At 67.0% G+C, this 12,885-nt stretch carries 11 protein-coding genes; 5 read left to right on the forward strand and 6 right to left on the reverse strand.

The annotated features are described in order from the left end of the window. Nucleotides 1-83 precede the first annotated feature (83 nt). The 5 genes from D2V17_RS17670 to D2V17_RS17685 all read right to left on the reverse strand — a co-directional run bounded on the left by D2V17_RS17670 (nt 84) and on the right by D2V17_RS17685 (nt 4,864). Nucleotides 84-1,697 (reverse strand): FAD-binding oxidoreductase, encoded by a 1,614-nt coding sequence (locus tag D2V17_RS17670; RefSeq protein ID WP_191229270.1) that lies wholly within the window; start codon nt 1,695-1,697, stop codon nt 84-86. Continuing rightward, nucleotides 1,694-2,086, reverse strand: a complete 393-nt coding sequence (locus D2V17_RS21470) for a hypothetical protein (protein ID WP_191229271.1) — start codon at nt 2,084-2,086, stop codon at nt 1,694-1,696. Before D2V17_RS21470 ends, D2V17_RS17670 begins: the two co-directional genes overlap by 4 nt. Continuing rightward, the gene (locus D2V17_RS17675; RefSeq protein WP_119594420.1) at nt 2,083-2,523 is read right to left on the reverse strand and encodes a c-type cytochrome; all 441 of its coding nucleotides are present in this window, start codon (nt 2,521-2,523) and stop codon (nt 2,083-2,085) included. Before D2V17_RS17675 ends, D2V17_RS21470 begins: the two co-directional genes overlap by 4 nt. A 98-nt stretch (nt 2,524-2,621) precedes the next feature. Next, a complete protein-coding gene (locus tag D2V17_RS17680) occupies nt 2,622-4,193 on the reverse strand; it encodes an FAD-binding oxidoreductase (RefSeq protein WP_119594422.1) in 1,572 nt (523 codons plus the stop codon). A 95-nt stretch (nt 4,194-4,288) separates the two neighbouring features. Next, nucleotides 4,289-4,864 (reverse strand): TetR/AcrR family transcriptional regulator, encoded by a 576-nt coding sequence (locus tag D2V17_RS17685; protein WP_119594424.1) that lies wholly within the window; start codon nt 4,862-4,864, stop codon nt 4,289-4,291. A gap of 128 nt (nt 4,865-4,992) precedes the next feature. Between D2V17_RS17685 and D2V17_RS17690 the strand changes: the two genes are divergently transcribed. After that, complete coding sequence (locus D2V17_RS17690; RefSeq protein WP_191229273.1) at nt 4,993-5,967, forward strand: bile acid:sodium symporter family protein; 975 nt, start codon at nt 4,993-4,995, stop codon at nt 5,965-5,967. An 11-nt stretch (nt 5,968-5,978) separates the two neighbouring features. On the opposite strand, the gene D2V17_RS17695 is transcribed toward D2V17_RS17690, so the two are convergent. Further along, nucleotides 5,979-8,177 carry a S9 family peptidase gene (locus D2V17_RS17695; protein WP_245978785.1) on the reverse strand — a complete coding sequence of 733 codons (2,199 nt, stop codon included), beginning with the start codon at nt 8,175-8,177 and terminating at the stop codon, nt 5,979-5,981. Between the two features lie 235 nt (nt 8,178-8,412). Here D2V17_RS17695 and D2V17_RS17700 point away from each other — a divergent pair, with 235 nt between their 5' ends. From D2V17_RS17700 to araD1, 4 genes are all read left to right on the forward strand, one after another. Next, nucleotides 8,413-9,981: an aldehyde dehydrogenase (NADP(+)) gene (locus D2V17_RS17700; RefSeq protein ID WP_119594428.1), complete on the forward strand. Its 1,569-nt coding sequence runs from the start codon at nt 8,413-8,415 to the stop codon at nt 9,979-9,981. 119 nt (nt 9,982-10,100) lie between these two features. Then, a complete protein-coding gene (locus D2V17_RS17705; protein ID WP_245978786.1) occupies nt 10,101-11,147 on the forward strand; it encodes a glycoside hydrolase family 43 protein in 1,047 nt (348 codons plus the stop codon). Then, entirely contained in the window at nt 11,144-11,755 is a 612-nt protein-coding gene (locus D2V17_RS17710; RefSeq protein WP_119594432.1) for a beta-xylosidase family glycoside hydrolase, read from the forward strand. The genes D2V17_RS17705 and D2V17_RS17710 overlap by 4 nt, the downstream gene beginning before the upstream one ends. Before the next feature lie 43 nt (nt 11,756-11,798). Beyond that, nucleotides 11,799-12,791: an AraD1 family protein gene (gene araD1, locus D2V17_RS17715; RefSeq protein WP_191229275.1), complete on the forward strand. Its 993-nt coding sequence runs from the start codon at nt 11,799-11,801 to the stop codon at nt 12,789-12,791. The last annotated feature ends 94 nt before the right edge of the window (nt 12,792-12,885 follow it).

The raw sequence follows: 12,885 nt of genomic DNA on the forward strand, positions 1-12,885 counted from the left end.
GTCGGGACGCGCGATGTCGGCGGGTTCGGCAGCTGCCGTCAGCGCCAGTGCCACGAGCGGGGCTCCGAACAGCACTGGACGGATCATGCACGAAACCTCCTTGGCCATATGCCGCCTCGTCCCGGCGCGATGATCCCATCAGGGTCGATGGCGTCCTTCAGCTGCTCGTGGAAGCGGCGCAGCGCGTGGTTGTTGAAGCTGTAGGTGTCGGCCACCGCATCCTGATAGATCGGCGCGGCGCGATAATCGCCCCAGCCATGCTCGGCGGCCACCTCCACGCACTTCTTCATCGCTGCATGGCTGATCGCATTGTGTGCCGGGTCGTCGTGCCGGATCGAGGGCGCGAAGACCATCTGGAACGTATGCGTGTGCCACATCAGCGGCGTGGTCAGCGCGTTGAAGAACGGCGGCAGCGTGGGAAATTCCTTCATCGCGTCACCCAGCACCCGCTGCATTTCGAACACCGCCTCGCCGGTGCGAGGGAGCACCGGGAAGAAGCCGATGTGGCCGTCATCACGCACGATCTTCCATTCACCAAGGCTCGGCACGCCCAGCGAGCGCTTGCGCTTGATCGCGCTTGTCCACGGCTGCTGCGGGTGGTCGAGCTGCTGCTGGCTGGCGGGCAAGGCGAAGTGCTCGCCCTCGATCGCCTGCGCGCCGGAGATATCGGCCAGAATGCGCTCCTTGGCGTGGAGCCAGTTCTCCCACGTCGCGCGTTCCGGCCCGAGGAATTGCAGCTCCACCTGCCAGCACGGCAGGCCCGCCGCCTCGGCAGCGGCATCGAGTTCGGCATCCGAGACCCCGCCCACCTTGGTGATCAGCGCCATGAACTGCGGATCGGCCATTTTCGCGCGCAGCGGGCTGCCATACTCGACCTCGCTAATCAGCCCGCTGTCGTTGAGGTAATTGACGTGCTCGACCAGCTTCACGAAGTCGCGTCGCTTCGGCACGGTGATCAGGCAGGTGCGATAGTATTCGGGCAGTGGCAGCAGGCGAAAGCCCATCTTGGTGACGATCCCGAAGTTGCCCTGCGCAAACAGGCCGGAAGGGTCGGGGCCGAAGCCATAGGGGTATTCCTGCCATGTCTGCGCGCCGGGCATCGCGCCCATGCCGGTGCGCATCACCTCACCATCGGGCAGCACCACCTCCATCCCGCAGTGCGCGCCGAAATGGTCGCGGTAATGCGGCATGGTGTAGCCCACCCCGCGATCGAGCGAATTGCCCACCGGCGAGCCCCAGCCCGGATCGGGGCAGTCGACCATCAGCTTCAGCCCGCGCTCCTCGATTTCGCGGTAGAGATCGAAATAGGAGACACCCGGCTCGACCAGTGCAAAGGCGCGCGCCTCGTTCACTTCGAGCACGCGGTTCATGCGCTTGAGGTCGATCACGACCGAGCCGTTTACATTGGGCGAAGGGCCGCCATAGCCGAAGTTCTTGCCAGTCGAAATCGGGAACAGCGGCACGCGGTGCCTGCGCGCCACGCGGACAATGGCGCTGACCTGCTCGACATCGGCAGGCGCGACGGCGGCGCTCGCGTGGCGCTCTTGCTCGGTGTTCCACACGGGCGAGAAGCTGTCGCGGTAGGCGTGCATGTCCTCATCGCCCGACCACACCCAGTCCGGCCCGACCACGGCGCGCAGATCATCGAGGAAGGCGGCAAAGCCCGCAGCGTCGAGGTCCGGGGGAAGCACGCTCATGCCAGCACGCTCGGATGGACCGGCGCGATCACCCAGCTGACCGGCGCGATACCGTCCACCGCTGCAAGCACGTTGCGCGCCACCACCTTGCGCCCCTGCTGCTGCGCCAGCGTTTCGAGCACGAACAGCGCGTCGGCGCCGGTGATGCCGCCGACCACGAAGCCGGGCTGACGCCATGCGCGGTCGAGATGATCGTACCAGATGCGGGTCACGTCGCCCGCGAAGGTCAGCACCCGCGCCGCGCCCATGTCGACCGCCGCGCCTTCACCAAAGCGCGTGTCGAGCAGCAACACGTCGAGCCCCGCGCCTGCCCTGGCCAGCGCCGCAGCCGGAGCCCCCGCCAGCGCCGAGGCGAGCGCGCCCCATTTGAGCATGTCGCGCCGGATCATTGGCCCTCTCCCCGCAGCTTTACCATTTCCTCGGCCAGCAATTCCGCCGGAGCCCCGCGCTGGTCAAGCGGAGCGGTGAGATAGGCACTGAGCGCCGCGAGCTGTTGGTCGGAAATCTCGGTCGGGCGGAAGGGCGGCATCCAGGCGACGCCGTTGCGCACGAAATAGGCAACCAGCGCCGGTTGCAGGTCGGTCCGGTCCTCCAGCGCGGCGGGCACCGTGCCCTCGTACTTGTGCTGAAGCGCGAAGGTGCCGGCGAGCCCCGGAGCAGGCGCATGACACGGCGCGCACCACTTCGCGAACACCGCCTTGCCCTCGGCCAGTTCGGGCGCAGTGGGGCCGGTGCGCGAGGCCTGCTGGGCGACCGCCGCCGTGGCAAAGGCCGCGACGACCAGGCCAGCCAGCACGAGCCGCGATGCTTCGAGACGCTCGGACATGCGTCCTCGCTCCTCAGCACGAACGGAGTTCCTCTTTCCCGTTCGTCCTGAGGAGGACGAAGGCGCAGCCTGAGGACGTCTCGAAGGACTGCGAATAGTCATGCTCCCCTCCCCTCGCGCAGGTGTTTGGGCCAGACGCCATAGCGCCCCGCCGACAGGATGCCCTTGGGATCGAGCGCATCCTTGATCTGCTCGTTCACGCGGCGCAGCTTGTGATCGCCAAAGCTGTAGGCATCCATCACTGCGTCCATGAAGGCAGGCGGGCAGCGATATTCGCCCCAGCCATGCTCGCCGCAGATCTTGATGATCTCCTTGATCGACTCTCGCAGATGCCGGTTCTTCGCCACATCCTTGTAGACCGGCACGGCGGCGAACAGCACGAAGCTGCGCGTCCAGCAGGTGACGGCGGGCGCAAGCATGAACACATCCAGCCCGCGCTCCTTGCAGGCCTGCCGCATCACCCGGTTCGCGTCGATCACGCCTTTGCCCGAGCGCGGGATGACCGCCGAAAACCAGATATGCCCGTCCGACGGGTTGAACTTGCCATAGCCCTGGCTGCCGACCGTGAAGATCTCCAGCGAGGGAATGCCATAACGCGGCTTCTGCGCCTTCTCGAGTTGCGCCGGGGTGAGCGGGAAGCGCACCGGCTCCTCGGCGTGGTAGGTCACGCCCTCGAAGTGAGCGAAGCGGTCGCGCACATGCTCCCACTGCGCGGCGATCACCTTTTCGGGGCCGTAGAAGTTGAACGAGGCGCGCCAGGCGGGCAGACCCGTTTCGCGCACCATCCGGTTCATCTCCTCCGGCTCGGGCACGATGGCCATGGCAATCGGGCTTTCCTGACTGAGCACCGGCGAACCGACACCCGGCATGCCGTTGAACACATTGCCATATTCCAGCTCGTTCACAATCTCGATCAGCTCATCGAGGTCTTCGTAGCGATAGACGCTGACGCTTGCCGACAGGTGCGCCTCGGGCTGGGGGAACAGGTAGAACCCCATCTTCGTGACCACCCCCAGCGTCGACTGGCGGAACAGCCCATCAAGGCATGGACCGATACCCATGCGATATTGCTGCCAGGTCTCGCTGCCCGGCAGCGCGCCCATGCCGGTGCGCAGCACCTCGCCATCGGCCATCACCGCTTCGACCCCGCACACCGCCTCCCAATGCCCGCGATAGCCCGAGACGGTGTAGCCGCCGCCCGAATCCATCGCATTGCCGATCAGCGAGCCCCAGCCCGGATCGGGCACGTCGAGCCACAGCTTTGAACCGCTTTCCTGCAAATGGCGGTACATGTCGAAATAGGAGACACCCGGCTCGACCAGACACGAACAATTGGCCTCGTTCACCTCGAGCACACGGTTCATCCGCTTGAGATCGAGCACCACGCTGCCCGACAGCACCGGCGCCGAACCGCCATAGCCAAGATTGCGCCCGGTGCTGATCGGATAGAGCGGCATGCCCCGCTCGCCCGCCGCGCGGACAATCGCCTGCACCTCCTCCACACTCGCCGGAGCAATGGCGGCGGAAGCCTGCTTCTCCTCCGGCTCGCCCCACAGGACCGAGTAGAAATCGCGATAGGTGTTGAGATCGGCGGGCTGGTCGAACACCCATTCCGGCCCCACGATCGAGCGCATCTGCGCCAGGCCATCGGCAAAATCGGCCGCACTCATGGTGCTCGGCGTAACCACAGGACTCTCCCCCTCCCATTATGATTTATACGGTCGTATAAATCATAATGGGAGGGGGAGGCAATCCCCTTGCGCGATCAGGCTCGCAAGGCGGCGTGGGCGAAGCGCACCAGATATTCGAGTTCATCCGCAACGCCCACACCGGTCATCCCGCGACCGCGCGGCGGCGGGCCGAGCGCGGCAGAAGAGATGAAGCGCAGACGGGCGCGCATCTCGGCTTCGTCGAGCGCCGGGCAATAGGTGAGCAACAACGCGCGCAAACCCCGGCTGAAGCTGAGCATGGCAGCCAGCACACCCGCCCCGAGGTCACCCTCGCCATGGGCAGCGATCTCGTCGATTACCACCAGTGCCCGCCCGCTCTCGGTAAAGGCAGCGGGCATCAGCAGCGGCGCCAGCCAGCCGCGCAGCACCGCATCGAGCCCGTCGCGCTGGTCCAGCCCTTCCCAACCCGCGAGGATCGGCCCCAGGTTGCGATCACGCAGTTCCTCCAGCAGCGCGCCGAGCGAGCCAAAGTGATAGGTCACCAGCGTGGGGTTGAGCCCGGCCGTTTCGCCAACCTTGCGCACCGAAATGCCGGTAATTCCGCGCTGGACCAGTATCTGTTCGGCTGCGGCGAGCAGTCTGGTGCGGGTTTCGCTTGCTGGAGGCCTCATGCGCGCGACGCTAGCTGCGCGGGGGCGGCGAGAAAACCCTTGCTCCGCGTGGCAAACGGGGATTGCGATTGATTGCGGGCATTGGCAGCTCTAGCGAGCCTGTTCGCCCTGCCATCGAAAGCGACCCCATGAAGGCCCTGCTCTCCCGCCTCAAGATCGACACCTTTATCCTGCTGCTGCTGGGCACCGTGGGCCTTGCCTCGCTGCTGCCCGCGCGCGGCGTGGGTGCCGATATCGCCGGAGGGGCCGCCGATGTCGGCATCGTGGCGCTGTTTTTCCTCCATGGGGCGCGGCTGTCGCGGCAGGCGGTGATCGAGGGGCTGCGGCACTGGCGGCTTCACGCCACGGTCGGCGCGGTGACCTATGGGGTGTTTCCGCTGCTGGGCCTCGGCATCGCGCTGCTGCCATTCATCGATCCGTGGCTGCGCACCGGGCTGGTGTTCCTGACACTGCTGCCGTCCACCGTGCAAAGCTCGATTGCCTTCACCGCCATGGCGCGCGGCAATGTGGCCGGCGCTGTGTGCAGCGCGGCCTTTTCGAACCTTGCCGGCATCGTGATCACCCCGGTGCTGGTGGCGCTGATGCTGACCGGCGAACAAGGCGGCATCTCGGGCGATGCGGTGCTTACCATCGTGGTCCAGCTCCTGCTGCCCTTTGTGGCCGGACACCTGTTGCAACCGCTGATCGGCAAGTGGATCGCCCGCCAGCGAGCACTGCTGCTGGTGGTGGATCGCGGCTCGGTGCTGATGGTGGTCTATGCCGCCTTCTCCGCTGCCGTGGTGGAGGGGCTATGGTCGCGGGTTTCGCCTGCCGACATGGTGACGATCGTCGCGCTCTCGGCGCTGCTGCTCGCCTTCGTGCTGGTGTTCACCTGGCTCGTCGGGCGCTGGCTGGGCTTTTCACGCGAGGATGTGATCGTGCTGCAATTCTGCGGCTCGAAGAAGAGCCTTGCCACCGGCGTGCCGATGGCGGGCGTGCTGTTCCCGGCGGCGACGGTGGGCGCGGTGATCCTGCCGCTGATGGTGTTCCACCAGCTGCAACTGATGGTCTGCGCGGTGCTGGCCGCCCGCTACGGACGCGAGGCCGAGGCGCGCGCAGACTGAGCGCGCGCGGGTCAGTCCGCCGCCGTAACCCGATCGAGAAAGGCCTTCATCGTCAGCGCCCGGTGGATCAGGATATCCTGCCCCTGAAACCCGTGCGCCTGCCCCGGATAGACGGCCGTTTCGAACGGCACCCGCGCCTGCTGGAGCGCGGCAAACAGCCGCACCGCATTGTCGAACACCACGTTGTCGTCGCTCATGCCGTGGATCACCAGCAGCGGGTCGGCAATGTCGCCCGCGCGCGGCAGCACATCGGCAGCTTCGTAAACCTCGGGCACTTCGCGCGGATCGCCGAGATAACGCTCGGTATAGGCGGTGTCATACAGGCCCCACTCGGTCACCGGCGCACCTGAGATGCCGCCTGCAAAGGCCCCCGGCGCGGCCTCCAGCAGCTTCAGCGTCATATAGCCGCCATAGGACCAGCCATCGACCACGATGTGCTCGGCATCGGCCCAGCCCTGCTGCTTGAGCCAGGTCAGCCCCGCCAGTTGGTCCTCGACCTCGACCGTGCCGAGCGCCTGATAGATCGGCTCCTCGAACGCGCGGCCCCGGTTGCCCGAGCCGCGATTGTCGAGGCGGAAGATCGCATAGCCCTGCTCGACCCACCAGCGGTCAAGCGGCGAGGTCCAGTAGCGCGCCACGCGCTGGGCATGGGGGCCGCCGTAGACCTCGAAGATCACCGGGAACGGGCCCTCGCCCTCGGGCTTCAGCGCCTCCCAATGCAGCACCTGCCCGTCCGAAGCAGTGAGCGTGCCGTATTCGGGTTCGCTCAGCAGGCGGCTGTAAGGCGCGAAGGGATGGCCCGGCTGAATGGCATTCTGCTCGATCCAGGCGAGCCGCTCGCCTGTGTTGTCGGCGAGATAGATCTGCGGCGGCTGCACCGGGCTCTGCCGCTGGATGATCAGCCGCGTGCCGGTGCGGTCAAGCGCCCCACTGTTCCAGTAGCCGCGCTCGGTCAGCCGCTGCGGTTCGCCCGTGCCATCGAGCCGCACGGCATAGATATGGCGTTCGAGCGGGGTCTCACGGTTGCCGGTGACATAGGCGAGGCCGTTCGCCTCATCGACACCGGCGAGCCCGCTCACCACCCAGTCGCCGCGCGTAAGCTGGGTCAGTTCGCCATCCTGCCAGCGGTAGAGATGCATGTAGCCGTCGCGTTCCGACAGCCACAGGAAGCCGCCGCTCTTCAGCGCGCGCAGCCCCGCCTCGCCGCCCTGCCCGAACCCGCTTGAGGCAAGGTTGACGAAGGTGTCGGAGGTTTCGCTGAGCAGCACCTGCGACGCGCCCGTCACCGGATCGACTTCCAGCAGATCGAGCCGCTTCTGGTCGCGGCTGAGGCGGCCAACCCACAAGGTCTGCCCATCCGCCGACCAGTAAACGCGGGCGAGATAGACATCGGGATTGTCGCCCAGATCGACCTTCACCCGCTCGCTGCCATCGGGCCGCATCACGTAAAGCTCAACCAGCGCGTTGTCGGTGCCCGCGCGCGGATAGCGCTGCGCGATCAGCGAGGAACCTTCCGCGCCAATCGCCAGCCGCTGAACCACCTCGACGCCGCTTTCGTCAACCCGCGCCACCGCGAGGCGGCTGTCGTCGGGGCTCCACCAGTGGCCGCTGGAGCGGTCCAGCTCCTCCTGCGCGACAAATTCAGCCGAGCCCCAGGTGACGGTGTCGCTGGCGCCTTCGGTCAGGCGTTGCTCCGCGCCGGTGGCGGTCTCGACGACATAAAGGTCGCCCGCGCGCACGAAGCTGGCATAGCGGCCCGTTTCGGAGAGTCTGGCGTCAAGTTCGCCCGCCTCGGTGTCGGTCAATTGCTTTGGCGCGCCTTCAAGCGGGGCGAGCCACAGGTCGCCGTCGATGGGCACCAGCAGCGCCTTGCCGTCCGGGCCCCAGTCGTAGGATATGATCCCGCGCGTGCCCGCCAGCCGCATCCGTTCGCGGCGCATCTTCTCCTCCTCGGAGATTTCGCGCCCGCCGAGCGCCTCGCTATCGACCAGCATCCGCTCCTCGCCGGTGGTCGTGTCGATGGCCCAGAGGTCATACCGCTGGCGGTCGTCCGCGCGCGGCTTCAGCAGCGTGGCATAGCGGCCATCGGGCGAGAGCTGCAAACCGCGCGGCGTGGAGCCGGACAGCGAAGGACTGCCGTAAACCGCGTCGAGCGTCAGCTCTTCCTGCTCGTTGTCCTGCGCCTGCGCTGCGCCCGTTACTAATGCCAAGGCTGCTATCCAATGCCACCGATGAGTCATGCCAGCGGGATAACGCAAGGGTGCCGCCCCGGATAGCCCTTGCAGGATCAATTGAAACCAAATCCGCGCCCGCCGCAAAATGCGCACGCGATGTCGCGCCGGGTTACAATGGCGAGAGTTTGTGGTAGCGCTACCTTTCAAGGCGCGGCCCGTGCCAGAACGGACCTCGGCCGCTTCGTTTGCAAGAGAGGAATCGGGAGACCCCATGACCATCACCGGAGAAAATTTTGTTGCCGGCGCTCGCCGCAGTGCGGCTGAGACCTTCCGCGCCAAGGACGCCGCCAGCGGCGAAGAGTTCGGCGAGGCCTTCGCCATCGCCAGCGAAACTGACGTCAGCGATGCCTGCGCCGCCGCGGCCACCGCGCTGGGGCCGCTGTCGACGCTCAAGGCCGCCGACCGCGCCGCCTTCCTGCGGGATGTCGCCGCACGGATCGATGCCCTCGGCGACACCCTGACGCAGCGGGCGATGCGCGAAACCGGCCTGCCCGAAGCGCGCCTCACCGGCGAGCGCGGGCGCACCGTCGGCCAGCTTCGCCTGTTCGCCGACGAAATCGAGCAGGGTGGCTGGCTCGACCTCCGGGTCGACCATGCCGATCCGGCCCGCACCCCGCCCAAGCCCGACCTGCGCCTGCGCAAGATCGCGCTCGGCCCGGTGGCGGTGTTCGGGGCGAGCAACTTCCCTCTCGCCTTCTCGGTCGCCGGTGGCGACACGGCGAGCGCCCTGGCGGCAGGCTGCCCGGTGGTCGTCAAGGCTCACCCGGCCCATCCCGGCACTTCCGAACTGGTCGCCGGTGCCATCGCCGAGGCGGTGGCAGCCGCTGGTCTTCCGGGCGGTGTGTTCTCGCTGCTGCACGGTGCCTCGAACGAACTGGGCGAGGCGCTGGTGAAAGATCCGCGCATCGCCGCCGTCGGCTTCACCGGCTCGCGCGCAGGCGGGCTTGCCCTGATGCGCCACGCTGCCGCCCGCCCGGTACCGATCCCGGTCTATGCCGAGATGAGCAGCATCAACCCTGTCATCCTGATGCCGCACAAGCTGGCCGAAGCGGCAGGCGATCTTGCCAAGGCCTATGTCGGCTCGCTCAGCATGGGCGTTGGCCAGTTCTGCACCAATCCCGGCATCGTGCTGACGCTGGCGGGTCACGATAGCGACCGCTTCCTCGCCGGCGCGGCCGAAGCCATTGCCGAAGTTCCGGCGGCGACCATGCTGACCGGCGGCATCGCGCAGGCCTTCGACAGCGGCAGCACCAAGCTTGGCGCGAGCGCGGGCGTCCGCCTGATCGGTGCCGGCGCCGAAGGGTCGAGCCTTTGCGGCCGGGCGCAGGTCTATGCCTGCGATGGCGCCGCTTTCCTTGCCGACGAGGGCCTTGCCGACGAGGTGTTCGGCCCGGCCTCGCTGGTGGTCGTCTGCGACGACATGGCGCAGGTGCACCAGATCCTTGAAGTGATGGAAGGCCAGCTCACCGCCACGCTGCACATGGTCAAGGCCGACTATCCGGCCGCCGCCACGCTGGTGCCGGTGCTCGAACGGCTGGCCGGGCGCGTGATCGCCAACGCCTGGCCGACCGGCGTCGAGGTCACGCATGCGATGGTCCATGGCGGCCCGTTCCCCGCCACCTCCGATGGGCGCAGCACCTCGGTTGGCACCATGGCAATCGACCGCTTCGTGCGTCCGGTCTCCTATCAGGACATGCCCGCCGAGCTGCTGCCGCGCCCGCTGCGCGAAGGCGTCGACTGGTTCCCGGTGCGGATCGACGGCAAGCTCAAGGTTCGCTGACCCCATCTCCCGCGCCTTCTTTCAGCTTCGCTTTGACAGCTTGATTTGTCGGAGTAAAAGAAGGCGCGGGCAGAGACCCCATGCAACACCCGATTGAACGGGGACGGGCGAGGATGACGATGAGACACAAACCGGTTTATCTGACCATGGCGCTGGCGCTGGCTGCGGCAACCACCGGCTGCGCCACCCAGCCGGGCGGCAAGGCGCCCATGGCCGCTCCCGGCGCGCCTGCTGCCGGCACGACCTATACCTACACGGGCAATCCACTGTTCCGCGACGTGTTTACTGCCGACCCTGCCCCGCTGGTGGTTGGCGACACGCTCTATCTCTATGCCGGCCACGATCAGGCGGGCGAAGGGCAGATGTTTAACATCACCCAGTGGCTCGCCTTCTCGACCAAGGACATGAAGACCTGGACCGCGCACGGCCCGATCATGCAGCCGACCGATTTCAGCTGGGTGATCAGCGATGCCTGGGCCAGCCAGGTGATCCAGAAGAACGGCAAGTTCTGGCTCTACACCGCCGTGGAGCACGATCCGGCACAGGGCTCGCACGGCAAGGCGATCGGCGTCGCCGTGGCCGACAGTCCGCTCGGCCCGTTCCGCGATGCACGCGGCAGCGCGCTGGTCCGCAACGAGGATACCGACGGCCCGCACACATGGGACGATATCGATCCCACCGTGTGGACCGACGATGACGGCACCAGCTGGCTGATCTGGGGCAATGCCAACTGCTACATCGCGAAACTCGCGCCCGACATGATCAGTCTCGACGGGCCGATCCGCCAGATCGACCTGCCCGATTTCGAGGAGGGCCCGTGGATCTTCAAGCGCGGCGATCTCTACTATCTGGTCTATGCCAGCATGGATAAGTCGATCAGCCCGGACGAGCGCATCTCCTATGCCACCGCGCCTTCAATCAATGGCCCGTGGACCGGGCGCGGCGAACTGATGGGATCGGCCGCCAACAGCTTCACGATCCACCCCGGCGTCGCCGAGTTCCAGGGTGAGTGGTACATGTTCTATCACGTCGGCACGCTCGATGTGGGCGGGCTGAAAGGTGCGCTGGGACGGCGCGCGGTAGCGGTCGAGCGAATGCACTTCCGGCCCGACGGCCTGATCGACCATATCGAACAGACCGATGCCGGGATCCTGCCGCTGCCATGAGAGCCCTTCCCGCTGCTTTCGCCGTCGCTGGCGCAATTGCGCTTGGCTCTGCGCTGCCTGTCCGTGCGGAGCAGGGGCCAGTGGCACAGTTCTCCGGCTTCTCCCTCAGCGAGGTCGATGCCCCTGCCCCCAACGACACCATCACGCTGGAGGCTACGCCTGCCCCGCTGTGGTCACAGGACGCGCGGCTGATTGCCAAGCGCGTGTCTGCGCCCGACTTTTCCGGCACGGTCACGCTCGACTGGTCGGGCCTTGGCGAAGGCGACGTTGCGGGGCTGGCGGTGCATCAGGACGCCACGCGTTGGCTGAGCATTCAGGTCGAGCGGATCGAACCGGCCGACCTGATCGCGGTCCGCCTGCACGACGGCCCCGGAGGGGTCACTGCCGGTCGGCTGGTGTTCACCACCGCACTCGGCGGTTCGTTCGACCGCAAGGTGCGCCTGCGCATTGATGGCGAGGATGGCCGGGCGCGTCTGCTGTTCGCCCAGCGCCACGGCCTGTGGCAGATCCTCGCCGAAGACGTGCCGCTACCCGTTTCCGCCGGGGCCCGCCCCGATCTGGTGCTCTTCGCCACCGATGGAGCCGATCCGGCTCCCCCGCGTAAATAACCCCTGCGGCCCTCGCGCCGCCTTGTTCAAGGAAATCCCGAAAATGCGTCTGCTGTGCCGCCGCCTTGCCGATGACACGACCCAGTTGCTGGCCTCCGACGACAGCGATTGCCGCGTCGTGGCGGGCTATGCCGATGTCCGTTCGCTTGCGCTGGCCGCCATTGCGCAGGAGACCACGCTGGCCGAACTCGCCGGTGCCAACCGCGTCGGCGATCCGGTGGACACGGCAGCGGAACTGGCTGCGGGACGCCTCCTTGCGCCCATCTCTCACCCCGATCCGGCGCACCTGTGGCTGGCGGGCACCGGCCTCACCCACCTCGGCAGCGCCGAGGGCCGCGACAAGATGCACAAGGCCGCCGCTTCAGGCGAAGCGCTGACCGACTCGATGCGGATGTTCCTCGAAGGCATGGAAGGCGGCAAACCGGAGGGCGGAGCCGTCGGCCAGCAGCCCGAGTGGTTCTACAAGGGCGATGGCGTCCATCTGGTCGCGCCCGAGACCCCGCTCGACCACCCGCCCTATGCGCAGGATGGCGGCGACGAACCCGAGATCGCGGGCATCTACCTGATCGGTGAGGATGGCACGCCGTTCCGCCTCGGCTTCTGCCTCGCCAACGAATATTCCGACCACGTCACCGAAAAGCACAATTACCTGTGGCTCGCCCATTCCAAGCTGCGGCAGGCCTCGCTCGGACCGGAGCTGCTGCTGGGCGAGCTGCCCGCCGACGTGCGCGGCACCTGCCGCATCCGCCGCGACGGTGCCGAGCTATGGGCAAAGCCGTTCCTCACCGGCGAAACCAACATGTCGCATTCGATCACCAATCTTGAGCATCACCACTTCAAATATGACCTGTTCCGCAGGCCGGGCGACATTCACGTGCACTTCTTCGGTACCTCCACCGCGAGCTTTACCGATGGCATCGCAACGCGCGATGGCGATGTGTTCGAGATCGAGGCCGCGCCCTTCACCCTGCCGCTGCGCAATCCGCTGAGGGCGTCCGGCGAAGCGGAGCAGGTCTGCCGGGTGAGTGTGCTGTAGCCAGCTCACGGCCACAATCGCGCCAGTACCGCGACGGAGCCCCTGATCCACCTTGCTCCCCTCCCCTTGGGGAGGGGCTGGGGGTGGGGGCTCG

The organism is Aurantiacibacter xanthus, assembly GCF_003584015.1.
GTDB classification, from domain to species: domain Bacteria; phylum Pseudomonadota; class Alphaproteobacteria; order Sphingomonadales; family Sphingomonadaceae; genus Alteraurantiacibacter; species Alteraurantiacibacter xanthus.